29 protein-coding genes are annotated in these 24,663 nt (G+C 52.6%); 19 read left to right on the forward strand and 10 right to left on the reverse strand.

Features of this window, described 5'->3' with window-relative positions; all coding sequences use genetic code 11:
* Positions 1-12 precede the first annotated feature (12 nt).
* The 12 genes from lptE to lipA all read left to right on the forward strand — a co-directional run bounded on the left by lptE (position 13) and on the right by lipA (position 11,275).
* Complete coding sequence (gene lptE / locus DAQ1742_RS13770) at positions 13-561, forward strand: LPS assembly lipoprotein LptE (protein ID WP_035340706.1); 549 nt, start codon at positions 13-15, stop codon at positions 559-561.
* The gene (gene holA, locus DAQ1742_RS13775) at positions 558-1,589 is read left to right on the forward strand and encodes a DNA polymerase III subunit delta (protein ID WP_035340704.1); all 1,032 of its coding nucleotides are present in this window, start codon (positions 558-560) and stop codon (positions 1,587-1,589) included. Before lptE ends, holA begins: the two co-directional genes overlap by 4 nt.
* The gene (gene nadD / locus DAQ1742_RS13780) at positions 1,579-2,250 is read left to right on the forward strand and encodes a nicotinate-nucleotide adenylyltransferase (RefSeq protein WP_051124018.1); all 672 of its coding nucleotides are present in this window, start codon (positions 1,579-1,581) and stop codon (positions 2,248-2,250) included. The genes holA and nadD overlap by 11 nt, the downstream gene beginning before the upstream one ends.
* Before the next feature lie 176 nt (positions 2,251-2,426).
* Positions 2,427-2,744 (forward strand): ribosome silencing factor, encoded by a 318-nt coding sequence (gene rsfS, locus DAQ1742_RS13785; protein WP_035340701.1) that lies wholly within the window; start codon positions 2,427-2,429, stop codon positions 2,742-2,744.
* Position 2,745: 1 nt separating this feature from the next.
* Positions 2,746-3,216, forward strand: a complete 471-nt coding sequence (gene rlmH, locus DAQ1742_RS13790; protein ID WP_035340699.1) for a 23S rRNA (pseudouridine(1915)-N(3))-methyltransferase RlmH — start codon at positions 2,746-2,748, stop codon at positions 3,214-3,216.
* A 36-nt stretch (positions 3,217-3,252) separates the two neighbouring features.
* Positions 3,253-5,157: a peptidoglycan DD-transpeptidase MrdA gene (gene mrdA / locus DAQ1742_RS13795; RefSeq protein WP_035340697.1), complete on the forward strand. Its 1,905-nt coding sequence runs from the start codon at positions 3,253-3,255 to the stop codon at positions 5,155-5,157.
* Positions 5,158-5,164: 7 nt separating this feature from the next.
* Complete coding sequence (mrdB, locus tag DAQ1742_RS13800; RefSeq protein ID WP_035345822.1) at positions 5,165-6,277, forward strand: peptidoglycan glycosyltransferase MrdB; 1,113 nt, start codon at positions 5,165-5,167, stop codon at positions 6,275-6,277.
* Positions 6,278-6,286: 9 nt separating this feature from the next.
* A complete protein-coding gene (gene rlpA / locus DAQ1742_RS13805) occupies positions 6,287-7,465 on the forward strand; it encodes an endolytic peptidoglycan transglycosylase RlpA (protein ID WP_035340695.1) in 1,179 nt (392 codons plus the stop codon).
* Between the two features lie 177 nt (positions 7,466-7,642).
* A complete protein-coding gene (dacA, locus tag DAQ1742_RS13810) occupies positions 7,643-8,854 on the forward strand; it encodes a D-alanyl-D-alanine carboxypeptidase DacA (protein WP_035340694.1) in 1,212 nt (403 codons plus the stop codon).
* A 182-nt stretch (positions 8,855-9,036) separates the two neighbouring features.
* Positions 9,037-9,300, forward strand: a complete 264-nt coding sequence (gene ybeD / locus DAQ1742_RS13815; protein WP_035340692.1) for a DUF493 family protein YbeD — start codon at positions 9,037-9,039, stop codon at positions 9,298-9,300.
* A 91-nt stretch (positions 9,301-9,391) separates the two neighbouring features.
* On the forward strand, positions 9,392-10,138 hold the full coding sequence (lipB, locus tag DAQ1742_RS13820; protein ID WP_180706337.1) for a lipoyl(octanoyl) transferase LipB: 747 nt from the start codon (positions 9,392-9,394) through the stop codon (positions 10,136-10,138).
* 171 nt (positions 10,139-10,309) lie between these two features.
* Entirely contained in the window at positions 10,310-11,275 is a 966-nt protein-coding gene (gene lipA, locus DAQ1742_RS13825; protein WP_035340691.1) for a lipoyl synthase, read from the forward strand.
* Between the two features lie 90 nt (positions 11,276-11,365).
* Here lipA and tatE read toward each other — a convergent pair whose 3' ends face one another.
* Together tatE and DAQ1742_RS13835 are read right to left on the reverse strand one after the other, a co-directional pair.
* Positions 11,366-11,578: a twin-arginine translocase subunit TatE gene (gene tatE, locus DAQ1742_RS13830; protein ID WP_035340689.1), complete on the reverse strand. Its 213-nt coding sequence runs from the start codon at positions 11,576-11,578 to the stop codon at positions 11,366-11,368.
* Positions 11,579-11,736: 158 nt separating this feature from the next.
* On the reverse strand, positions 11,737-12,525 hold the full coding sequence (locus tag DAQ1742_RS13835) for a deaminated glutathione amidase (protein WP_035340686.1): 789 nt from the start codon (positions 12,523-12,525) through the stop codon (positions 11,737-11,739).
* Between the two features lie 314 nt (positions 12,526-12,839).
* Between DAQ1742_RS13835 and crcB the strand changes: the two genes are divergently transcribed.
* Entirely contained in the window at positions 12,840-13,223 is a 384-nt protein-coding gene (crcB, locus tag DAQ1742_RS13840; RefSeq protein WP_035340683.1) for a fluoride efflux transporter CrcB, read from the forward strand.
* Between the two features lie 107 nt (positions 13,224-13,330).
* Here crcB and cspE read toward each other — a convergent pair whose 3' ends face one another.
* Together cspE and ypfM are read right to left on the reverse strand one after the other, a co-directional pair.
* Positions 13,331-13,540 carry a transcription antiterminator/RNA stability regulator CspE gene (gene cspE, locus DAQ1742_RS13845; protein ID WP_009113827.1) on the reverse strand — a complete coding sequence of 70 codons (210 nt, stop codon included), beginning with the start codon at positions 13,538-13,540 and terminating at the stop codon, positions 13,331-13,333.
* Positions 13,541-14,078: 538 nt separating this feature from the next.
* Positions 14,079-14,138, reverse strand: coding sequence for a protein YpfM (gene ypfM, locus DAQ1742_RS20895; RefSeq protein ID WP_139348332.1), 60 nt, complete (start codon positions 14,136-14,138; stop codon positions 14,079-14,081).
* Between the two features lie 228 nt (positions 14,139-14,366).
* On the opposite strand from ypfM, the gene DAQ1742_RS13855 reads away from it, so the two are divergent.
* The 4 genes from DAQ1742_RS13855 to DAQ1742_RS13870 are packed head-to-tail and all read left to right on the forward strand — an operon-like array spanning position 14,367 to position 16,763.
* Positions 14,367-14,729, forward strand: a complete 363-nt coding sequence (locus tag DAQ1742_RS13855) for an ArsC family reductase (RefSeq protein WP_035340681.1) — start codon at positions 14,367-14,369, stop codon at positions 14,727-14,729.
* 1 nt (position 14,730) lies between these two features.
* Positions 14,731-15,858 (forward strand): succinyl-diaminopimelate desuccinylase, encoded by a 1,128-nt coding sequence (gene dapE, locus DAQ1742_RS13860; RefSeq protein ID WP_035340678.1) that lies wholly within the window; start codon positions 14,731-14,733, stop codon positions 15,856-15,858.
* Complete coding sequence (locus DAQ1742_RS13865; RefSeq protein WP_035340676.1) at positions 15,855-16,541, forward strand: M15 family metallopeptidase; 687 nt, start codon at positions 15,855-15,857, stop codon at positions 16,539-16,541. The genes dapE and DAQ1742_RS13865 overlap by 4 nt, the downstream gene beginning before the upstream one ends.
* Before the next feature lie 33 nt (positions 16,542-16,574).
* The gene (locus DAQ1742_RS13870; RefSeq protein WP_035340673.1) at positions 16,575-16,763 is read left to right on the forward strand and encodes a YpfN family protein; all 189 of its coding nucleotides are present in this window, start codon (positions 16,575-16,577) and stop codon (positions 16,761-16,763) included.
* Positions 16,764-16,831: 68 nt separating this feature from the next.
* Here DAQ1742_RS13870 and ypfH read toward each other — a convergent pair whose 3' ends face one another.
* The 6 genes from ypfH to dapA all read right to left on the reverse strand — a co-directional run bounded on the left by ypfH (position 16,832) and on the right by dapA (position 23,393).
* Positions 16,832-17,518, reverse strand: coding sequence for an esterase (gene ypfH, locus DAQ1742_RS13875; RefSeq protein ID WP_035340671.1), 687 nt, complete (start codon positions 17,516-17,518; stop codon positions 16,832-16,834).
* Between the two features lie 229 nt (positions 17,519-17,747).
* Positions 17,748-19,790: a tRNA(Met) cytidine acetyltransferase TmcA gene (locus DAQ1742_RS13880; protein ID WP_232046500.1), complete on the reverse strand. Its 2,043-nt coding sequence runs from the start codon at positions 19,788-19,790 to the stop codon at positions 17,748-17,750.
* Positions 19,791-19,796: 6 nt separating this feature from the next.
* The gene (locus tag DAQ1742_RS13885; protein ID WP_035340670.1) at positions 19,797-20,249 is read right to left on the reverse strand and encodes a DUF441 domain-containing protein; all 453 of its coding nucleotides are present in this window, start codon (positions 20,247-20,249) and stop codon (positions 19,797-19,799) included.
* Between the two features lie 346 nt (positions 20,250-20,595).
* On the reverse strand, positions 20,596-21,309 hold the full coding sequence (gene purC, locus DAQ1742_RS13890) for a phosphoribosylaminoimidazolesuccinocarboxamide synthase (protein ID WP_035340668.1): 714 nt from the start codon (positions 21,307-21,309) through the stop codon (positions 20,596-20,598).
* A gap of 148 nt (positions 21,310-21,457) precedes the next feature.
* The gene (gene bamC / locus DAQ1742_RS13895; RefSeq protein WP_035340666.1) at positions 21,458-22,498 is read right to left on the reverse strand and encodes an outer membrane protein assembly factor BamC; all 1,041 of its coding nucleotides are present in this window, start codon (positions 22,496-22,498) and stop codon (positions 21,458-21,460) included.
* A gap of 16 nt (positions 22,499-22,514) precedes the next feature.
* On the reverse strand, positions 22,515-23,393 hold the full coding sequence (dapA, locus tag DAQ1742_RS13900; protein WP_180706153.1) for a 4-hydroxy-tetrahydrodipicolinate synthase: 879 nt from the start codon (positions 23,391-23,393) through the stop codon (positions 22,515-22,517).
* Between the two features lie 111 nt (positions 23,394-23,504).
* Between dapA and DAQ1742_RS13905 the strand changes: the two genes are divergently transcribed.
* Together DAQ1742_RS13905 and bcp are read left to right on the forward strand one after the other, a co-directional pair.
* Positions 23,505-24,110 carry a glycine cleavage system transcriptional repressor gene (locus DAQ1742_RS13905; protein WP_197731771.1) on the forward strand — a complete coding sequence of 202 codons (606 nt, stop codon included), beginning with the start codon at positions 23,505-23,507 and terminating at the stop codon, positions 24,108-24,110.
* Positions 24,111-24,112: 2 nt separating this feature from the next.
* The gene (bcp, locus tag DAQ1742_RS13910) at positions 24,113-24,580 is read left to right on the forward strand and encodes a thioredoxin-dependent thiol peroxidase (RefSeq protein ID WP_035340660.1); all 468 of its coding nucleotides are present in this window, start codon (positions 24,113-24,115) and stop codon (positions 24,578-24,580) included.
* Positions 24,581-24,663 lie beyond the last annotated feature (83 nt).

The raw sequence follows: 24,663 nt of genomic DNA on the forward strand, positions 1-24,663 counted from the left end.
CAAGGAGGTACTGTGCGACACCCGTTTTTCACGCTGGTGCTGGGGCTGGTGGTCTTAATGACCGCCGGCTGCGGCTTTCATCTGCGCGGCACCACTCAGCTCCCGGCGCAATTTCACAACATGATACTGGATAGTGGCGATCCTTATGGCCCGACAACGCGGGCGATTCGGGAGCAGTTACGTCTGAACAATATCAACATCGTTGATGATGCCAAGCGTAAAGACATTCCCTCACTGCGCCTTATGGGGGAAACACTGACACGCAGTACCGCTTCCATCTTTCAGGACGGGAAAGCCGCAGAATATCAATTTATTCTGACCATGAAAGCGCAGGTGCTGATACCGGGCAGTGATATTTACCCGATTAGCATCTCCGTGTTCCGCTCCTTTTTTGACAACCCTCTCGCCGCACTGGCGAAAGAGGCGGAGCAGGATATCGTCCTAAAAGAGATGCGTGAGCAGGCCGCCCAGCAACTGGTGCGCAAACTGTTAACCATCAAAGGTGCGCAGACAGAGAAAAATAAACCACAAGCGGCTGTCGCTAAACCGGCACACCCATGATCCGTCTTTATCCTGAGCAACTCGCCGCGCAGCTCCATGAGGGGCTGCGCGGTTGTTATCTGCTGTTTGGCAATGAACCGTTGCTGCTACAGGAAAGTCAGGACAATATTCGTCATATCGCCAGTCAGCAAGGTTTTACCGAGCATTTTAGTTTTACGCTGGACAACCACACTGACTGGGATGCTATTTTTTCCACCTGCCAGGCTCTGAGCCTGTTTGCCACTCGCCAGACACTGCTGCTTATATTGCCGGAAAGCGGTATCGCCGCGTCAATCAGCGAACACCTGGTTAAACTCACCACGCTGTTACATCCGGATATTTTGCTGATAGTGCGGGGAGGCAAACTGACCAAAGCGCAGGAAAACAGCGCCTGGTTTAAAGCGTTATCACAGCACGGCGTCTATCTTCCCTGCATGACACCGGAGCAAGAGCACCTGCCACGCTGGGTCGCTCAGCGGGCTAAAAACATGAAGCTGGAACTGGATACAGCCGCAAGCCAGCTCATTTGTTACTGCTATGAAGGGAACCTGCTGGCGCTGGTTCAGGCATTGGAGCGCCTGTCACTACTGTATCCTGATGGTAAACTGACTTTACCGCGCGTTGAGCAGGCAGTAAATGACGCCGCCCACTTCACCCCCTTCCACTGGCTGGATGCCCTGCTCACTGGAAAGAGCAAACGCGCCTGGCACATTTTGCAGCAGTTGCGTCAGGAGGAGTGTGAACCCGTTATTCTGATGCGCACACTCCAGCGCGAATTATTGTTGTTGCTACAGCTAAAACGACAGATGCCAGCCACCCCCTTGCGCACGCTGTTTGACCAGCAAAAAGTGTGGCAGAACCGGCGTACATTGCTGACACAGGCATTGCAGCGCCTGACGATGCACCAGTTGCAACAGGCTATCACCCTGCTCACGCAACTGGAAATCACGTTAAAACAGAACTACGGGCAACCCGTATGGGCAGAGCTTGAAACCCTGTCGATGATCTTGTGTGGCAAGGCATTGCCAGACAGCCTGCTTGAGGTATAGCGCCTTGACCCTGCCAACGCACTCTTCCCTGACAGCCTATTTTGGCGGCACTTTTGACCCGATACATTACGGACATTTGCGCCCGGCGATGGCACTGGCTGAAGAAGCCGGCCTGCACCAGGTGATTTTGTTACCCAACAATGTGCCGCCACACCGCCCTCAGCCTCTGGCTAGCGCTCAGGCACGGAAAGCGATGGTGGAATTGGCGGTGTATAACAACCCGCTATTTCAGGTTGATGACCGGGAACTGCAACGCGCCACACCGTCATATACCATCGAAACGCTGGAAGCGCTGCGGGCAGAGAAAGGCCCGGATGCCGCACTGGCGTTCATCATCGGTCAGGATTCATTATTGACGCTGCATCGCTGGTATCGCTGGCAGGATATCCTCACCTATTGCCATCTGCTGGTGTGCGCCCGCCCGGGCTATCGCCAGCAGCTTGATACCCCCGAGTTACAAGCCTGGCTGGCCGCCCATCTGACAGATGATGTCCGTCACCTGCATCAACACAGTCACGGACGTATTTATTTGGCACACACCCCACTGCTGCCTATTTCAGCGACTGAAATCCGCTCACGCCGCCAGCATGGTATCGACTGTCATGACCTGCTGCCCGCGGCCGTCCTGAAGTATATTGACACACACGGGTTGTATCGATAACCCAAGCGTTGATACCACTCATTATCAGGCCATGCTATACTCCGCCGCTGGTTTCAGCCTGGGGGGGGTAAAGCACCCAGGCCGCGAGAATCCGGCAACAAGCGGGGTCTTGCAGATACCGCTATCCAGCCAGTCAGAATAAGCGGCTGATTAATCAATTATCCAAGGGGGAACCTTTGCAAGGTCAAGCACTCCAAGATTTCGTTATTGATAAAATTGACGATTTAAAAGGTCAGGATATCGTGGCTCTCGATGTCAAAGGGAAGTCCAGTATCACGGATACCATGGTCATCTGTACCGGGACATCCAGCCGCCACGTTATCTCGATTGCCGATCACGTCGTGCAACAATCCCGCGCAGCCGGACTCATGCCCCTGGGTGTTGAAGGTGAAAATGCTGCTGACTGGGTTGTGGTTGATCTTGGTGACGTGATTGTTCATGTGATGCAAGAAGAGAGCCGCCACCTGTACGAACTGGAAAAACTCTGGGGCTGATATGAAGCTGCAACTGGTCGCCGTTGGCACCAAAATGCCTGACTGGGTGCAGACTGGCTTTACCGACTACCTGCGCCGTTTCCCCAAAGATATGCCCTTTGAGCTCACAGAGGTTCCGGCAGGTAAACGCGGTAAAAATGCCGATATTAAGCGCATTCTGGAGCGTGAAGGCGAACTGATGCTGGCCGCAGTGGGCAAAGGTAATCGCATTGTCACGCTGGATATCCCCGGAACTCGCTGGGAAACGCCGCAACTGGCACAGCAACTGGAACGCTGGAAACAGGACGGGCGTGATGTCAGCCTGCTGATAGGCGGCCCGGAAGGTCTGGCACCACAATGCAAGGCCGCAGCAGAGCAGAGCTGGTCGCTCTCGCCGCTGACGCTGCCCCACCCGCTGGTCAGGGTGCTGGTCGCAGAGAGCTTGTACCGTGCCTGGAGCATTACCACCAATCACCCTTACCATCGGGAGTAAGGCGAACGATGAACTTCGTGAAGTAACAGTCGCTGGATGAACATAGAGCGTAAACCCTTTCGTGACTATACCGCCGAAGCGGCCCTGTTTGTACGCCGGGCGCTGGTGGCATTTCTGGTCATCTTGCTGCTAAGTGGTATTTTGGTTTTTAACCTTTACCATTTGCAGGTTTTACGTTTTGACGATTATCGCACCCGGTCAAATGAAAACCGCATCAAGCTGGTACCCATCGCCCCTAGCCGGGGAATTATTTATGACCGTAACGGTACGCCGTTAGCGCTTAATCGCACCATCTATCAGTTGGAGTTAATTCCTGAAAAAGTCAGCGATCTGGAAGAGACGCTACAGGGGCTTAAACCGATTGTTGATTTAAGCGATGAGGATATCGAAAACTTCCGCAAAGAACGCAAACGCTCGCGCCGGTTTACCTCCATCGCCGTCAAAACGGCACTCAGTGAAGTTCAGGTAGCCAGTTTCGCCGTCAATCAATACCGTTTCCCCGGTGTTGAAGTCAAAGGTTATCAGCGCCGTTACTATCCCTACGGTTCAGCGCTGACGCATGTCATCGGCTATGTCTCTAAAATCAACGATAAGGATCTGGACAGGCTGGATAAAGAGGGCAAGCTCGCCGATTACGCGGCTACCCATGACATCGGCAAACTCGGCATTGAGCGGTACTATGAAGAAGTGTTGCACGGCAAACCGGGCTATGAAGAGGTCGAAGTCAATAACCGGGGGCGGGTTATTCGTCAGTTGCATGAGCAGCCACCGCAGGCAGGTAAAGACATTTATCTGACGCTGGATCTCAGCTTGCAACTCTATATTGAAAAATTACTGGCCGGGAGCCGGGCAGCTGTGGTGGTCACCGACCCACGCGACGCCGGCGTGCTGGCGATGGTTTCCACCCCCAGCTATGATCCCAATCCTTTTGTAGACGGCATCTCCGGCAAGGCTTACCGTGCGCTACTCAATGACCCGAACAGGCCGCTTATCAATCGCGCGACGCAGGGCGTGTATCCGCCAGCGTCTACCGTTAAACCGTATATTGCCGTCTCCGCGCTAAGCGCCAGTGTCATCACCCCGTACACCTCACTGTTCGACCCTGGCTGGTGGCAACTTCCCGGCTCGGAAAAACGCTTTCGTGACTGGAAAAAATGGGGGCATGGCCGCCTGAATTTAACCAAGTCTCTGGAAGAGTCTGCGGATACCTTCTTCTATCAGGTAGCGTATGACATGGGTATCGACCGGCTATCGGAGTGGATGACCCGCTTCGGCTATGGTCAGCTCACCGGTATCGACCTGTCGGAGGAGCGCGCGGGAATTATGCCAACCCGTGAATGGAAGATGAAGCGCTACAAGAAACCCTGGTATCAGGGTGATACTATCCCTGTCGGGATCGGCCAGGGCTATTGGACAGCCACGCCTATCCAGATGATGAAAGCGCTGACCACCCTGATTAACGATGGTCAGGTTAAAACACCGCATCTGCTTAACAGTACGCTGGAGAGCAACACTCAGGTGCCTTATCGTCAGGCAAATCATCAGCAAATTGGTGATATTCGCTCCGGCTACTGGGAAATTGTCAAAGACGGCATGTACGGCGTTGCCAACCGCCAAAATGGGACGGCACATAAATTTTTTGCCGACTCGTCTTACAAAATTGCCGCCAAATCGGGGACGGCACAGGTATTCGGGTTGAAAGAAAATGAAACCTATAATGCCAACCGCATTGCCGAACGACTGCGTGACCACAAATTGATGGTCGCCTTTGCACCGTATAACAACCCCAAAGTCGCCATGTCCATCATTTTGGAAAACGGTGGTGCCGGGCCTGCCGTCGGGACAATTGTGCGTCAGATTCTTGACCACATCATTCTGGGCGACAACAACACGACCTTGCCGGATGCTCCCCCGTCGCCTCCGGGCAGTGAAACTGAGTAAAAACATCATGACAGACAGTCAGCAAAAAGGCTCCATCTGGACCAGAATGCACATTGACCTGCCCTTTCTCCTGTGTGTGATAGCGCTGTTGGGTTATAGCGTGTTTGTGATGTGGAGTGCCAGCGGTCAGGATCTCGGCATGATGGAGCGTAAAATCGGCCAATGTGTGCTGGGGGTTATCGTAATGATCACCATGGCGCAAATTCCCCCGCGCGTTTATGAAGGCTGGGCTCCTTATCTGTATATCTTCTGCTTTATTCTGCTGGTGCTGGTGGATGTGTTCGGGCAGATCAGTAAGGGGGCGCAACGTTGGCTTGATCTGGGGATAATACGTTTTCAGCCATCAGAAATTGCCAAAATCGCCGTTCCGCTGATGGTGGCTCGCTTCATTAACCGTGACATGTGCCCGCCCTCATTGAAAAACACGGCTATAGCACTGGTACTGACCTTTGCCCCCACACTGTTGGTGGCTGCCCAGCCAGACCTTGGCACAGCCATTCTTATCTGTGCCTCCGGCTTGTTTGTACTGTTTCTGGCCGGCATGAGCTGGCGGCTTATCGCGATTGCCGCCATACTGCTGGCAGCCTTTATTCCGGTGTTGTGGTTTTTTCTGATGCACGATTATCAGCGGGCGCGTGTGATGATGCTACTCGACCCGGAAACCGACCCACTCGGTGCCGGGTATCATATTATTCAGTCCAAAATCGCCATTGGCTCCGGCGGGTTGACCGGAAAAGGCTGGCTGCAAGGCACTCAGTCACAGTTAGAATTTCTGCCTGAACGCCATACCGACTTTATCTTTGCGGTACTGGCAGAGGAATTAGGGTTAATAGGTGTGTTAATCCTGCTCGGCCTGTATCTGTTTCTCATCATGCGCGGATTAGTCATTGCTGCGAATGCACAAACCTCATTTGGCCGGGTGATGGTCGGCGGTTTGATGCTGATCTTTTTCGTGTATGTGTTTGTTAACATGGGTATGGTTAGCGGTATTGTACCTGTCGTCGGTGTGCCTTTGCCTTTGATCAGTTACGGCGGTTCGGCGCTGGTGGTGTTGATGGCAGGCTTTGGTATCGTCATGTCGATACACACGCACCGTAAAATGTTATCCAAGAATTTATAGGGGTAAACCATGCGTAAGGATTGGATTTGGATGGGTGCCATCAGCCTGTTTCTGGCTGGCTGTTCAACCACAGAGCAACCGTCATCGCCCACACAGCAAGCCGCAGCCTATAACGGCCCGGTGGAAGAGATAGGCGGAGTGGAGCCACGCTACGAGCCATACAACCCGGCGAACATGCAAGACTACAGCATGAATGGCAAAACATACCGCATTATCAAAAACCCAGAGAATTTTAGCGAGAGCGGTTTCGCCGCATGGCATGACCATGCCTCCACCGGCAGCCGTACCGCAAACGGTGAAATGTTTGATGTCAACGCCATGGCTGCCGCACATCCCACCTTACCCATACCAAGCTATGTACGGGTGACAAACCTCAGCAATGGCCGCAGGCTGGTGGTTCGCATCAACGATCGCGGCCCTTATACCCCCGGCAGGATCATTGACCTGACCAAAGCGGCGGCTGACCGGCTTAACATGTCGAATAACACCAAGGTAAAAGTAGACTTTATCAGCGTGGCGCAAGACGGCACCCTCTCAGGCCCTGGCACTATCGGCACCCGCGTTGCTAAACAGAGTTTCGCCCTGCCTGCTCGCCCAACGTTAGGCTCAAGTGGTCTTGGCACCCCAATGATGGAAAGCGTTCAACCAGGCACGGCAGCGGTACGCCCTATCAGCAATGCCACGCTTACCCCAGCCTCGTCAGGCAATGATCTGTCACCAAGCACCAGCAGCAATAGCAACATCACGGCCAACACATCTCACGGGCTTGCGGCGACCAACGGTAGTTTTCTGGGTGCGCCCAAACCGTTGCGTAGCGGGGTACTCGAAGATTCAACACCTGCCAGCACACCAGCGCTAACGCCGTCTGCAACGCGTCCACTTAGTGCACCCGCCAGAACCACACCGGCAAACGTGCCTGCTGCTGCCAGTTCAAGTAACAGCACCGCTGGGGCGGGCAATATTGTGGTGCAGGTCGGTGCGCTCAGCGACCCCCAGCGCGCTCAAACCTGGCTGAAAAGCCTGAACGAACGCTTTCGGGTGACAGGCAAAGTGACGTTGAGCAACGGTTTGTATCGTATTCAGTTAGGCCCGTTCGCCACTCGTCAGCAAGCCGCTGACTTACAACAACGGCTTTCCAGCGAAGCACAGCAACCGTCATTCATTACGACACTGTCAGGCGCACAGTAACCGTCATTTCGCAAAGAGGGTTAAATGCCCTCTTTTATCACTGTGACACGCGCTAACCACTTACCCGGTGTTGATCGGCAAAATCGCGTAACGTATTGTCTGGTGCCGCCCCGATTTTCATCTGTTATAGTGTGGCTCGTTTTTTAACTTATACCCACGGATGTTGTTGTTCCAATCATGAAAACAGTAATCACGTCTTGTTTTACCAAACGTATTGCGCTCGGCGCACTGCTCGCCATCGGTGCATCCACTTTCGCCTACGCAGACGACATTAATCTGAAAACCATGATCCCTGCCGTGCCGGACATTGATGCAGAAGCGTATATCCTGATTGACTACAACTCGGGTAAAGTGCTGGCTGAGAAAAATGCCGACGTTCGACGCAATCCCGCCAGTCTGACCAAAATGATGACCAGCTATGTTATCGGTCAGTCTATCAAAGCCGGGAAAATCACACCGAATGATGTCGTCACTATTGGCAAAGATGCCTGGGCGACAGGCAACCCGGATTTTCAGGGCTCTTCCCTGATGTTCCTCAAGCCCGGCGATCGCGTTCCGGTCTATCTGCTCAATAAAGGCATCATTCTGCAATCGGGTAATGACGCCTGTGTCGCCATGGCTGACTATGTTGCAGGCAGTCAGGATGCATTCATCAACCTGATGAATGGCTATGTCAAAGCATTAGGGTTACAAAACACGCAATTTAAAACCGTTCATGGGCTGGATGCCGAAGGGCAGTACAGTTCCGCGCGTGATATGGCTCTCATCGGTCAGGCGCTGATTCGTGATGTTCCCGACGAATACGCCACCTATAAAGAAAAAGAATTTACATTCAACAACATTCGCCAGACAAACCGCAATGGTCTGCTGTGGGACAGCAGCCTGACCGTTGACGGTATCAAAACCGGCCACACCGCTTCGGCGGGGTATAACCTGGTTGCCTCTGCCACTGAAGGCCAAATGCGGCTCATCTCAGCTGTGCTTGGCGGGCGCACGTTTAAAGGCCGTGAGGCGGAAAGTAAGAAATTGCTGACCTGGGGCTTCCGTTTCTTTGAAACAGTGGCTCCGCTCAAAACAGCGAAAGAGTTTGCCTCCGAACCGGTCTGGTTTGGCGACAGCGACCGGGTATCGCTCGGGGTGGATAAAGATGCTTATATCACCATTCCGCGTGGTCGCATGAAAGACCTGAAAGCCAGCTACGTGCTGAACAATACCGAGTTGCATGCCCCGCTGGCCAAAAACCAGGTCGTAGGATCGATTAATTTCCAGTTAGATGGCAAAGTTATCGACCAGCGCCCTTTGGTGGTGATGAACGAAGTCAAAGAAGGTGGGATTTTCGGCCGTCTGTTTGATTACATCAAACTGATGTTCCACCGCTGGTTTAGCTGATTTAGCTTGAATTCTGCGCAACAGCCCTTATGTTGTCAGGTGCAGGGACGAACGCAATCCTGCTGTATTCCATACTCCCGCTGCGGCGGGAGTTGTAGTTTCTGTGTTATCTCGCCATGTTATATCAGCGAGTCACCTTATATTAGTGCAGTAATGTCTGAATCAATCACTCTGGAGTCACCATGAAAACCAAACTCAATGAATTACTCGAATTCCCTTGTTCGTTTACTTACAAGGTTATGGGGCTGGCGAAACCGGAGCTGGTCGATAAAGTCGTGGAAGTCATTCAGCGTCACGCGCCCGGCGACTACCACCCACAGGTTAAACCCAGCACCAAAGGCAATTACCATTCTGTCTCTATCACCATCACCGCCACCCATATCGAGCAGGTAGAAACCCTGTACGAAGAGTTAGGCAACATTGAGATTGTACGCATGGTGCTGTAAGCCACCCCTTGTCTCCTGCCTGGAGACAAGCGAGCAAAGCGCTATTCTCCGTTGTACAGCCTCGTTATCATTGCCTCACTTCGCCCACCCGATGACGACGCTGCTGCCACAACACCTGGGCACAGTGAACGAGACTAACATCGTGCATGATAAGATAGTCATACGCCAGTTAGGTGTACACCCTTACGAGCCGGTGTCGCATGCCATGCACACCTTCACAGAACAGCGTAACAACACCAGTTTTGACGAGCTCTGGCTGGTAGAACACCTTCCGGTATTTACGCAAGGACAGGCGGGAAAGGCCGAGCATCTCTTGATGCCTGGCGATATTCCGGTTATTCAGAGCGATCGGGGAGGCCAGGTCACTTATCACGGCCCGGGTCAACAGGTGATGTACGTACTCATTGATATCAAGCGTCGCAAAGTGGGCGTGCGCCAGCTGGTCAGCGCCATAGAGAACACGGTGATCCGCACACTGGCACACTATGCTATTGATGCACATGCGCGGCCAGATGCGCCCGGTGTCTATGTGGGTGAGCAGAAGATCTGTTCGCTTGGGCTACGTATCCGTCGCGGCTGCTCCTTCCACGGGCTGGCACTGAATGTCGCGATGGATTTGTCACCTTTCCTGCGTATCAATCCTTGTGGCTATGCCGGCATGAGCATGACGCAATTAAGCGACCTCTCAGCCGCCGCCACGGTTGAGGATACCGCAAAAGTCATGGTGAACGCCTTCCTGACAGAGCTTGGCTATTCGCAATATGAATGGCTTGACTGGAACTGGTCAAAGCAAGGTGAGCCCCACCCCATTGACGCTGACAGCGACCTGACGCATTAATCATTACATCTGATTTACATTATTTCTGCATTTTGTTGCTTCATCGCTGCCGCTGGCCTGTAAAGATGATATAATTTGTGAGTTTTTTAAAAAAAAGTTTAACAACTCACGTAATCCAATGAATTTGAATAAAATTCATAACTGCGATTCAGAACTGGAAATTACGCAAACATGAGTAAACCGATTCAGATCGAACGTGGCGTCAAATACCGTGATGCAGACAAGATGGCCCTGATCCCGGTACGTGCGGTTGCCACCGAGCGTCAGGAAATGCTCCGCAAACCCGAATGGATGAAAATCAAGTTGCCTGCGGACTCCAGCCGAATTCAGGGCATCAAGGACGCCATGCGCCGTAATGGTCTGCATTCGGTTTGTGAAGAGGCTTCATGCCCTAATCTCGCGGAGTGCTTCAATCACGGCACCGCAACCTTTATGATTCTGGGTGCTATCTGTACCCGCCGTTGCCCGTTTTGCGATGTTGCACATGGTCGCCCGCTGACCCCGGATGCCAATGAGCCGGAAAAACTGGCCCAGACCATCCACGATATGGGCCTGCGCTATGTCGTAATAACCTCGGTGGATCGTGACGATCTCCGCGATGGTGGCGCACAGCACTTTGCAGACTGTATCAGCGCTATTCGGCGCAAAAGCCCCAATATTCGCATCGAAACGCTGGTACCCGATTTCCGTGGACGAATGGATCGCGCGCTGGACATTCTGACCGCCACCCCACCCGATGTGTTTAACCATAATCTGGAGAACGTCCCTCGTCTCTACCGCCAGGTCCGGCCAGGAGCGGATTACGAGTGGTCGCTGAAATTACTGGAAAAATTCAAGGCAGCCCACCCTGAGATCCCAACCAAGTCAGGCCTGATGGTCGGACTGGGTGAAACCAATGACGAGATTATTGAGGTGATGCGCGATTTACGCCGTCATGGCGTAACCATGCTCACACTCGGCCAGTATCTCCAGCCAAGCCGCCATCACCTGCCGGTTCAGCGTTATGTTCCGCCTGAAGAATTCGATGCCATGAAAGCCGAAGCGATGGCGATGGGCTTTACTCATGCAGCCTGTGGCCCATTCGTTCGCTCATCCTACCATGCGGATTTACAAGCCAAAGGGCTGGAAGTGAAATAAGCACTCAGCCCCTCTTTGTGGCTGACTGAAAGAATAAGCACAAAAAAAGCGGATGGTCATCCCCTCCGCTTTTTCATCTACCATCAGGCGTTATTCTTTATGCTGACGGTTATCTGCAATGGTCGCCGCAGGCTCATCCGGGGTAGTGGATTTTGCCGCAGGCTGCTCATCACTCATCGCTTTTTTGAACCCTTTAATCGCCGTCCCCAGATCACTGCCCAGACTGCGCAGCTTATTTGTACCAAACAGCAGAACAATCAAAGCGCCAATCACTAAGAGTTTGGCAATACTGATACCTTCCATACTTACCTACCTGATAATGTGAGCGGGAAAAAGCCAGCGCGCTTTACGTTGCTCTTTTGTAAATCGAACCACCGGATATAGCAATGCCCATCGGTAACAAAGTCAACATTCAGGCTGCCAGTCGCTGTTTTCTTACCCGGCCGAGAGAGTCCTGATGACTATCGTAATACAGGTGGCATAAAACGGCTATGACGCAGAACAGGTAACTGGTGACGTACCCCATCAATACGCTCACGCTTTAGCTCTGTCAGCAACAGCTCAGGCTGTTCTGCGGCCTGAGCAATCACTATCCCCATCGGGTCAACCACCATACTGTTACCGATATTCCGTTCACCACACTCGCCAGTAGCAATCAGGTAACAGGTATTCTCCAGCGCTCGCGTTCGCGCCAGCAACGCCCAATGTGCCTCTTTCTGAGCACCCTTTACCCACGCCGCAGGGACAACCAATACATCAGCCCCCTTAAGCGCCAAATGGCGTGCCGTCTCAGCAAAACGCAGGTCATAGCATATCATCAAGCCAACGCGCATTCCTGCTATGTCGACTACTGGCGGCGGTGACTCACCCGGAGCAACAAAGCGAGACTCTTGCACACTGAAGGCATCGTACAGATGCAGCTTATGATAATACGCCAGCACCTCTCCACGCCGAATGACCAGCAACGTGTTATGCACTTGCCCCGATTCAGCCGGCGTATGCAATGTAAAGACCGTATAGAGATCCAAAGACTGGCTGACGTGTAATAACTGACTCACAAACGGCCCGTTCATCGGCTGGGCATGACGGACACCCCATTGCGGGTCAGCATTATCTCGTGCCAGCACCGCCTCCGGCAGCACTAGCAAATCAGCCCCGGCACTCGCCGCACGCATCATCAGATCAACGCAAGTCTGCGCATTATCCTGCCACAAACGCTGCACAGCAAACTGCCCTAATGCCACTTTCATTCAGGCTCCTTGTCAATAACAGACGGATACACTTGATAACCCGTCGGCACTACAAAAAAAACAGTCATGTCGGTACACTCTGGCGGCAGATAGCGCATATCCACCAGAACACCATCCACCTGATGATGCCTGTCACCCTCAAGCACATAATGCATGTCCTGGTGGGATTAGCCAACAGAGCGTTATACAGACAGAGGTGAAGGTGATTAGCCAGCCGCTGGCTGAGGAAAAGATAAGCGGGTGGGCTGAAAATGTGTAGTCAGCAGAATATCTCTCAATCAGATACGCTCTGATCTTTGAATAGAAAGGTGAATATGTACAGTACGTTACTTGCCGTTTTTCTTGGTGGTGGACTTGGCAGCGTAGCCCGGTGGCAACTGAGCGTTCGCTTTAACAACCTGTTTCCCCACATGCCAGCCGGGACACTTATCGCCAATCTGTCAGGGGCGTTTATTATCGGGGCCGCCATGAGCTATTTCATACGGCAGCCCGATCTCCCCCCCTACTGGAAACTGCTACTCACCACTGGCTTCTGCGGTGGCCTGACAACGTTTTCAACCTTTTCCTTTGAAGTGGTGGCATTACTACAAAGCGGAGAGTGGACTGCGGCCTTGTTCAATTTGCTTCTCAATCTGATAGGTTCACTGCTGATGACGGCACTGGCATTTGCGTTGGTGGGGTGGCTGAGCGCACATTAACAAGCTGCACGGTGACAATCTAAACAGGGATAGAGCCAGAAAATTATCCTGGCGCAGAAAAATAAAAACCCGCCAAAAGAGGCGGGTTTTTTAGGAAATCGGTATAATTAAATAGCGATAACGTTAGCAGCAGAAGGTCCTTTAGCGCCGCTGGTGATTTCAAACTCTACGCGCTGACCTTCAGCCAGGGTTTTGAAACCGTTGCTCTGGATAGCAGAGAAGTGTACGAACACGTCTTTGCTGCCATCTTCAGGAGTAATGAAACCGAATCCTTTGGACTCATTAAACCACTTAACGCTACCTTTAATCTTAGACATCAAACTTACCTTTAACATGAATGAACGACACAAAATCTGTGTCAAGTACAGTACAGCAAGTAGTGGCGCATTTGTCCAGCCGAACATCACTAAAAAGTGATAAAAAACGATAAAAGAGTGAACTGGCTCCATTCAACACCTTAATTAGCCGCTCGCAAGCCACTTCCCTGGTGCTTTGTAGGCACTTTTGTACCCCCTCAATTCATTCGATCACAATACGAATAATAACCTCTTTTATTTACTCAGACTTCCTCATTTATGTTCAGCATAGAACTGACCGTATTGGCGGCAGAGAAACGAAAAACATGAGATTACAGTTCGAGACATTCATCACAAAAATGAAAAGAAAAAACAGAATTTTTTGTGCTTTCATGGACGTAACACAAACACCTTAAGCCAAGATTAATTTTTCAAAATCAGCAGGTTAAAGACATAAAAAAAGCAGTAGCCGGTAGGCTACTGCTCTGATGACTCGTGATACGTGACCTGGCGGTTAATGAAAATAAATAAAAACGTACTAGTCTATATACATCAACCGTCATTTACGCAGCATGGCGTCGATGAAGCTTTTCCAGTTGTTGAGTTCGACTTCAATCATGATAGTAGCTCCTTAGGCTTTTTTGTCTTACGGGGTTATTATACGCTTCTTTTTTGAACAAGATAAAGCTTTCAGGGTGCAGAAATGTGCTCCCCTTCGCATTTCCAGAATATCCCTGACACACTCAACCCTATGATTTATTAAGACTATTTTAATGTTATGCCCGCAACAGCGTTTCTGTTGTATGCTTTTTTGTTCTTACAACATGAAAAGTAACGGATTTTGCGCATGACCATCACCCTGTATGGCATCAAAAACTGCGATACCATGAAAAAAGCGCGTCGCTGGCTGGAAACGCATCAGATGGATTATCACTTCCACGATTATCGCGTTGATGGATTAAATGATGAACAATTGCAGGCTTTTATCGCTCTTGCCAGTTGGCAGTCACTGCTTAATACGCGCGGAACCACCTGGCGCAAGCTTGATGAACCCCTGCGCCAGTCCATTGACAACGAAAGCGCCGCAAAAGCTGTTATGCTGCAATACCCTGCACTGATTAAACGCCCGCTATTGGTGACTGACTCAGGGAGATATCTGCTCGGATTTAGTGAAGATAGCTATCAGCACTTTTTTATGGAGAACCGCTAACGTGTCTTGCCCGGTAATTGAACTGGCCCAGCAACTGATTAAACGCCCCTCGCTCAGCCCGAATGACTCTGGTTGTCAGGCTTTGATGATTGAGCGATTGCAGGCGATTGGTTTTGTCATTGAACCGCTCAATTTTGGTGATACCCAAAACTTTTGGGCCTGGCGTGGCGAGGGTAAAACACTGGCATTTGCCGGTCACACGGATGTCGTGCCCGTTGGTAACGAAAATCAATGGCAGACACCGCCGTTCGAACCCACCATCCGCGATGGGATGCTGTTTGGCCGTGGTGCCGCAGACATGAAAGGTTCACTGGCAGCGATGGTGGTTGCCGCAGAACGCTTTGTTGCCAGCCACCCTGACCATCAGGGCCGACTGGCGTTCCTGATTACCTCGGATGAAGAAGCCAGCGCCGTTAACGGTACGGTAAAAGTTGTTGAAGCATTAATGGCCCGCCAGGAGCGGCTGGATTATTGCCTGGTGGGTGAGCCCTCCAGCACCGAACGAGTAGGCGACGTAGTGAAAAATGGCCGCCGTGGCTCCATTACTGCAAATCTGCGTGTACAGGGTATTCAGGGCCATGTTGCCTACCCGCATCTGGCCGATAACCCGGTACACCGCGCAATGGCTGCGTTGCATGAATTGGTCAATACGGTCTGGGATGAAGGCAACGAGTTTTTCCCGCCAACCAGCATGCAAATCGCCAATATCAACGCGGGCACCGGCAGTAATAATGTCATTCCCGGCGAGCTAGACGTTCAGTTTAATTTCCGCTTTAGCACCGAACTGACCGATGCGCTTATCAAAGAGCGGGTCGCTGCATTACTTGATAACCACCAGCTAAACTACACACTGGAATGGCAGCTCTCCGGCCACCCTTTCCTGACCGGATGCGGTGAACTGGTTGAAGCCGTCGTGAATGCGGTACAGCACTACAGCGAAATCACACCGCAGTTACTGACGAACGGTGGCACCTCTGATGGCCGTTTTATCGCCCGCATGGGAGCACAGGTAGTCGAGCTCGGGCCTGTCAACGCAACGATTCATAAGGTTGATGAATGCGTCAGCGCCGCTGACTTGCAATTATTAAGCCGCATGTATCAGCGCGTTATGGAGCAATTGATCGCATGATAAGCATCGCGTGCCTGACCGGTAAAAGCGATTCGCATCTGGTGGCTTTATCCGGTTCTCACCGGCTTCAGGCTGAAGCTGCCAGCGCATTTCTCGCGATGCAACACGCCGCCAGGCTCGACGGCTTTAATCTGCAACCAGCCAGCAGTTTTCGGGATTTTGAGCGCCAGCGCCACATCTGGAATGGCAAATTTAACGGGACTCGCCCGCTGCTGGACGAGAACAGCCAGCCGATTGATGCACTGTCACTCGCTGAAGGCGCACGTTGCGAAGCGATTTTACGCTGGTCAGCGCTGCCAGGAGCCAGCCGCCACCATTGGGGCTGCGATCTTGACGTGTATGATCCCGACAGACTTCCGGCAGACACATCGTTACAACTGGAGCAGTGGGAGTATCAGGCCGGTGGTTATTTTGCCGGGCTCAGCAAGTGGCTGACACGGCATATGGCGGGTTTCGGTTTTTACCGGCCTTTTGATCAAGATAACGCAGGCGTTGCCATTGAGCCGTGGCATTTAAGCTATGCACCGTTAGCGCAGGTTGCGCAATCATTGCTGACGCCCGAGTGCATTTTGCAAGCCTGGCAAGGTGAAGAAATTGCAGGCAAGCCGTGGCTTCAGGCACATTTGCCTCACGTATTCGAGCGTTTTATCATGATGGGCAATGCACCGTCACCGGCGCAATGACCACTATTGACTGACTCAGGGAGAACCTTCGTTATGGGATGGCTGGCTGATTACTGGTGGGTCGTGCTGCTGGTGTTACTGGGCATGATAATCAATGGTATCAAGGCGCTTAATCGTGTTGATCACAAACGTTTTCTCAATGATAAACCGCCATTACCACCACACCGTGACAATAATGCACAGTGGGACAACGATGACGAATGGCCCAAAAAGAAACCCTGATAGCACGGTAAAAAAACAGGCCGGGGAAACCGGCCTGTTTAGTTGATGGATGTCACTCGGTTATTTCGCTAGCGAAAAGCAATCAACTCACCGCGCGCGCCCATGACAGCCTCATCCCAAAACCGCTTGGGAATGTAATGATGTAAACGGTCCAGTGCGTAATCCATCATACGGTTATCGATGGCGTGCCCTAACTGTGGCACCAGGTCGAGCGTAAAATCCGACCCCTGTGCACGCAAACTCATCGCGGCCTGACGGGCATGCTCGGCGGTAATAACCGGGTCATCTTCACCATGAATCAGGTGAACCACAATGTCATAAAACGGCTGTTCGGGCAGCGTAGCAAAGCGGCCGCTGAACGCAACCACCCGCCCGGCCAGATTAGGCTCCACCTTCAGAGACTCAAGGATCATAATCGCCCCCTGAGAAAACCCCACCAGCGCGGTATGAGCATAATCGATACCGGTTTTCTGCTGCCAGTCACGCACCGTATCAACAAAATGGGGCATGGCGGCACTGACCCGACGCGCCCGATTTTCTTCTGTTATCCCCTGAACCGAGAACCACTGACGCCCCTCTCCGAGGCTGATAGCCTGTGGTCCACCGATACTAATCACCTGAGCCTGCGGAAATGATTCGGAAAAATAACGCCCAACCTGCCCCATGGAAACCGGGTTGTCGCCAACACCATGATAAAGAAGAAACAGTTGTTTGGGCGAAGGTGGATTTTGCACCACGAAATAGTCATGCTTCATATCAGTCTCCCACGGTTCCGTGCAAGGAAACCGCCTTTCAAACGTGTCTGGTTGTCACTATACGCCCCTCGGTGGCAGGTCAATATTGAGGTTTATTGAACAAGTTATTCCATTATCCTGTATCAGGATCAGTGTATATGACGCCAGAAAACTGGCAGGCTGAACCACAAAAAATGTAACGAAATTGTGATCGATACCGCTTGAAATGAATATGAGAAGTAAAATCCCGCTAAAGCGGCCCCACCGTGTCGCGCCAGTGCTGCCATTGCAACGCATCCAACTGGCATAATGCTTCAGCCGCCTCCTGACGCCAGCGCTGGATAAGCGCTTTTCGTCCAGCCAGTTGCAAGTGCTGTACCGATTGCGCAGCCGCCATACCCTGCTCCAGCCATTGTCGCAACGCAACCAGTGGCAACGATGACTGAGCCACCAGTCGTGACAGCGCTCCCTGACATGCCTGTGCCGTTCGTTGCGCCCGCGCAAATCCGGCCAGATTGCGCCAGTCATCCGGCGTTAACGTGTCGTCCTCGCGCGCAAGGCCAGGCAGCGACAGCGGAATATCACGCTGTAACCAAAACCAGTCGCGCGCCAGTTGGTCTTGCGCCGTTATTGCCAGCGCTCTGCCGGCCTCGCTGAGGGGCAATATGGCCATGGCGCTGTAACAACCGCTGCTGGCTTCAATATGACTGCCGATTCGCACCAACAAAAACCCGCAACGTTGCCAAAACCGCCACAGCCCTTGCTCAAAGCCAAAGCTGACGGATAAAAAATCCACCCCGGCCCGGTAAGCCTGCTGCTGTTGCTGAACAACCAGCGACTGGCCAATGCCCTGCTCACGATGCGCGGCCAGCACCGCAATGCGGCTGATTCGTCGTGAGCGAAGCACCGGGGCCTGCCATAGGTTACCGTGAGCTGCCAGCGACTGAGCCACCAGGCTACCTCTGGGCCGACGACGGCCTGCCCAAACCTCCCAGGCCAGCGCCGGTGGCAAGCCCCCTTCATCCACCAGCCAGATGACCCCTGCCGTTTGCTGCCCGGCTCGCGCACTGACGACATGCATTCCCGGCGCATCCAGCAGGCGACGGAGATCCAATGGTGAGGTACGATAATGGGCGCTGCACAGCAATCCATAGCATTGTGCGAGGCGCTCTGGCTGATGCAGCCAGTCTGCTGGTGTCTCCGGCTCAATGGAAAAAGGGGCAGCCAATCGTTCCGGCACCCGTTTTTCCGCATCAAATAACATCACCCGGTCAATAATGCGCTCCAGCGGATCATGCCCGGCAAAACGCAGCGGGGATGTTAGCTCAATCATTTGCCAGTCAGGCAGTGATGCACAAAATTTCAGTAAAAAGCCGCGGCCGGTGCCTTCATAACCCAGCACCGTGGTTATCATCACGACCCGACGAAAATAGCTTAGCAGCGCAGACAACAACGAGGCAGGAATCGCCGCCGCCTCATCAATGAGTAACCAATCCGCTGCCATATCATGCTGTTGCTGGCAATAGGCCAGTAAGGCATCAGGGGCGAAAAATACCGCGCGATCGCCACACGCGCGCAATAACGTATCACCGGCAGCACGGGAAGGCGCACTCACCCAGCACGTCCCCTGACATTGACGCGCCAGCATGCCTGCCAGGGTCGATTTGCCACGCCCACGCGGGGCCGAGATGACAGACACCCGGACATCACAACGTAACAGGCGCTCAAGCGCGGCCTGTTGAGATGCCGTTGGCGCACCGCTCGCCGGTTGCCAGTCAGGGCGTGTGAACGGTTGCGGTATCGTCGCTGGCCCGTCCTGCTCACGCCATAGCACCACCTCATCATCCCGCAATAGCTGACGTTGCAGATGGCGAATAAAATTGGGGGTGGCTATCGCTTCAGGCTGTTCACTCCAGCGCAGGCTGTCATCATCCGGGCAATCAGGCCACGCGTCCCACTCTGGCGTGAGTAAAATCAGCCAGCTTCCGGCCAGTAGCGTACCAGTCAGAATCGCTAATGCCTGGGCATCCAGCCCGGTACGGGCGTCAAACACCGCATGCAGATACTCCTGCCCCAGTAGGGTATGTGCTCTGGCAGGCGGTAATGATGCGACCGGCATAGGGGCCGCATCACTCAGCCACAGCCAGTCTCCCACAAGCGCCTGTGTGAGTTGCTGCGCACAGTCATTGCACCAGTCAGGTTGACCACTGAGTACCAATAAGCGACGAATACCATAACGTTGTTGATAACGCTGGCTCTGCACGAATGACCGGGTTATCGCTTGCGGTATCACTGCCCGTTATCCCTTACCGATCAGGAGCGACAACAGTCCGGCGGCGATAAGCGGCCCAACCGGAACACCGCGAAACAGCGCCACGCCCATCACCGTGCCAACGAGTAATCCCGCCACCACCGAAGGCTGGTTACTCATCAGTGTGACACCACGCCCGCCAAGCCATGACACGCCAATACCAATCGCCACCGCCAATAGCGACTGCCAGTGGACAAATGCCCGCAAAATTTCACCGGCGGCGATTTTGCCGCTGGCAATCGGTGCCATAACACCGATGGTCAGCACCAGCACACCGAAAGAGAGGCCATATTTTTCTACCCACGGAAACATCTGATGCAGCGGCGTGATACGCACCATCACCAGAAACAGGATTGCCAGCGTTACCGTCATGTTTTGGCTGATAATACCAAGGGCCGCCAATGCCAGTAACACCAGCAGAGTTGGGTCAAATGAAATCATGAAATATCCTTTCGGAATAAATAACTTAGCAGAATAATCACTTCGGTGAAGCTGGCAATAATAGCACGCTTTCATTGCTAAAAAGCCGTTTGAAGGTTAAGGAGAATGACGTGCCAGCCGAAACATGCACCTGACGGGAAAACCGTTCAAAGAAAAAGAAAAAAATAGAAAAGAGGACTCACCGCACTGCCGAAGCACAACCAGAGAGGAAGAACGCGATTGTTACCACGCATTTATTATTCAGAGAAAGCTGCAACGGCACATGTTGCCCAAACCGGGTTTCATGCCCCCTCTGCGGCCTTCTGGCAGCCGTCTTACGGCCGCCAGAACGAAAACGATTGCGCTGTCAGTCAAGCTTAACGCCCAAACGGCGTGCGACTTCCTCATACGCTTCAATCAAGCCACCCAGGCTCTGGCGGAAACGGTCTTTGTCCATTTTATCCAGGGTTTCTTTATCCCACAGACGGCTGCCATCCGGCGAGAATTCATCCCCCAGCACCACTTCGCCTTTGAACAAACCAAATTCCAGCTTGAAGTCCACCAGGATTAAACCCGCATCATCAAACAGCTTGCTTAATACCTCGTTGGCCTTAAAACTCAGCGCTTTCATGCGTGCCAGATTTTCTTCACTCACCCAGCCAAAGGTCTTGCAGTAAGACTCATTCACCATCGGGTCATGCATGGCATCGTTTTTCAGGAACAGGTCAAACAGCGGCGGATTCAGGATCAAACCTTCCTCAATGCCCAGGCGCTTCACCAGCGATCCGGCAGAGCGATTACGCACCACACATTCAACCGGCACCATCTCCAGTTTTTTCACCAGCACTTCATTGTCAGAAAGCAGGCTCACCATCTGGGTGGGAATTCCCGCTTCTTCCAGTTTGCTCATGATGAAGTGGTTGAATTTGTTGTTGACCATTCCTTTGCGATCAAACTGCTCAATACGAGCGCCATCTCCTGCTGACGTATCATTGCGAAACTCCATCACCAGAAGATCAGGATCATTAGTGGCGTAGACCGTTTTCGCTTTTCCGCGATACAACTCAGCTAGTTTTTGCATCTTTTATTACTCCACACAAGTCAGGGCCACCCGCTTCAGGCCCGTTGATTGAACGCGTTGACACATCGATACCACAGATAACTAAACGCATCACGCAGATAACTAAATGAAGAAGGGCCGGAGAATCCGACCCTGGCTGTATGACATTTTACGACTTGCTAAACGCGGCCTGGAACACAGCGACCAGCGCATCATTTTGCGACTGACTGAGGGTATGGCCTTTTGAGTCGATAAATTGCAGCGTACTGCGGTTACCCAAATCCCCAACCTGCAACTTGTAGTCGCCGTTTGGCAATTGTGGGTCACTTGCGCCCAACTCGCTCCAGGTACTGCTGCCCGGTGCTTTATACGTCAGCGCAACAGACCCCTGTGGTCGGCTGCGATCGCTGACCGTCATGCCGACTTTATCCAGCGCCTTAGGCAGGCGATCCCATACCTGATTGTAAGAGCCGCGCACCACTAGCAGGGGTAAACCAGAATCATCCGCCCCGCTTTGCACGTTTAGCTGCTGGCTGTTACGGCTGGCCTGAGCGCTATCGCTCTCATTGAGTCGCTTATCCAGTTCGTCAGACAACGTGTTGAGCATCAGTGAGCTGTAACGCTGAATCTCGTTGCTGTCTGTCACCGGAGCCGTATTCTGTTGTAGCTCCAACAGTTTCACCGTCAGCGCCAGCTGGTAGCCCTGCGTTTGCAGGCTTATCTGGTAACGGGCCTGATGAGCAGCATTTTCATCTTCACGCTTCCAGTTGATCCAGTCGGTCGTCAGTGTACGGCTGGCATCCTGACGGCTGGCGATGGTATAGCCTTTAGACTGAAGCACCTGAGTCAACACCGGCCACAGGCTACTGTTACGCGCATTGTTTTCCAGCAACAAGGTGGAAGTGCTGCCCGAGACCTGACCACGCGACCCATTTAGCAAAGCCAACGGCTGCATCGGCGGGCGAATATCCAGCGCTTTACCAAGAGCACCATTCGGGTTAACCGGTGGAATGTCATAATCCCCGTTCTGTATCGGCAGAATCAAGCCTGACGGTACATTCAACCCCCGGTGTTCCGGGGTTTTCAGATAGGATTCATCGCCATTGACCTGACGCTTGTAACGTTGATCGCCGGAACAGGCAGTCAGCAACATCATCAGCGAAACGCCGACAACCTTTGCCACCACCGACTTTTGCAATGAAGAACTCATCAAATCTCCCTAACGGTTACAGCAGACCCGCCTGCTTCATAGCCTGCTCCATGATGCCACGACCCGTATCGGTCAGCGGCGTCATCGGCAGGCGAAGCGTATCGGTCGCCATCAATCCCAATGCCTTACAGGCCCATTTCACCGGAATCGGATTGGGTTCAACAAACAGTTTCTGATGCAACGGCATCAAACGCTGATTCAAACGGCGGGCTTCAACGAAATTCCCCTGCGCGGCCAGCGCACACAACGACGCCATTTCACGGGCAGCGATGTTAGCTGTCACAGAAATTACGCCCATGCCCCCCAGATGCATGAAGTCCAGCGAGCTGGCATCATCACCACTTAGCAAGATGAAATCTTCATGAACCAGCTCTTGGATCTGGCTAACCCGGCTTAAGTTCCCGGTGGCTTCTTTAATAGCGACAATATTTTTGATTTCCGCCAGACGGGCGACGGTTTCCGGTAACATGTCGCAACCCGTTCGAGACGGCACGTTATAGAGGATCTGCGGCAGGTCAGTGTGCTCGGCTATGGCCTTAAAATGCAAAAACAAACCGTTTTGAGTCGGTTTGTTGTAATAGGGCGTCACGGTCAGGCACCCGACGATACCCGAGTCATTAAAACGCTGGGTAAGGGAAATCGCTTCCGCTGTGGAATTGGCCCCCGTACCGGCAATAACCGGAATACGGCCATCACTCAACTCCAGCGTCAGCATCACCACATCGCCGTGTTCATCGTGGCTGAGCGTGGCAGATTCGCCGGTCGTTCCCACAGAAACAATCGCTGATGTTCCGCTAGCGACATGATAATCAATCAGTTTTTTCAGGCTCGCGCGATCAACGGCACCTTTGTCGTCCATCGGCGTCACCAGAGCAACAATACTACCCGTAAACATTGGCCATCCCCTCCACAAACAAGTGCTTCATGGTACTTTTGACTTCTATGCAAAAGCAAGCTTGCAACCGCGGTTGTCAGCGCTTGGCAGGTGGTTTTTTTTATGTTTACCATGTTACTCCCAACATTTTGTACAGGAAGCACTATTTTGCCGCGCCCACAAGAGCACTATCTGGTCATTACTGCGTTGGGAACCGATCGTCCCGGCATCGTGAATACGATAACCCGCCATGTCAGTAGCTGCGGTTGCAACATTGAAGATAGCCGACTTGCGATGCTAGGCACGGAATTCACTTTTATCATGCTGTTATCAGGCAGCTGGAACGCGATTACGCTCATCGAATCCACGTTACCACTCAAAGGTGCCGAACTGGAGTTGCTGATTGTGATGAAACGAACCGAGTCGCAATCCCGGCCGCCCATGCCCGCCACCGTATGGGTCAAGGTCGATGTTACTGACTCACCACACATCATCGAACGCTTTACCGATCTGTTTGATTCGCATCAAATGAACATCGCCGAGCTGGTATCAAAAACCCAACCGGCAGACGGTGATATGCCGCCGCAACTTTACATCCAGATCACCGCGCACAGCCCGGTAACGCTGGATGGTTCAATTATTGAGCCGGCCTTTCATCAACTATGTACAGAACTGCATGCACAAGGCAGTATTAGCGTTGTGAACTATCCACAGCACGAAAATAAAGATGGAGAGTAGTGATGACCACACTGAAAGCCGGTGATATTGCACCGAAATTTAGCTTGCCCGACCAGGATGGCGAACAAGTTAATTTGGCCGACTTCCAGGGACAACGGGTGTTGGTATATTTCTATCCCAAGGCCATGACACCAGGTTGCACCGTGCAAGCCTGTGGGCTTCGCGATAACATGGATGAACTGAAGACGTTTGGCGTTGACGTTCTTGGCATCAGCACCGACAAACCGGAAAAGTTGTCCCGCTTTACTGAAAAAGAGCTGCTGAACTTCACTCTGCTGGCCGATGAAGACCATCAGGTGGCAGAGCAGTTTGGCGTCTGGGGCGAAAAAACTTTCATGGGCAAAACCTACGATGGTATCCACCGGGTCAGTTTCCTCATCGACGCCGAAGGGACTATCGAACACGTTTTTGATGACTTTAAAACCAGCAATCACCACGATATCGTACTGAATTACCTGAAAAGCGCCTGATTCCTTTTCCCCCTGTTATCATTGCCGGTGCAGCATCTGGCACCGGCAAACTGATGCCTCGCCATTTTCTTTTTCGCGAGCCT

This window comes from Dickeya aquatica, from assembly GCF_900095885.1.
Classification (GTDB): Bacteria; Pseudomonadota; Gammaproteobacteria; order Enterobacterales; family Enterobacteriaceae; genus Dickeya; species Dickeya aquatica.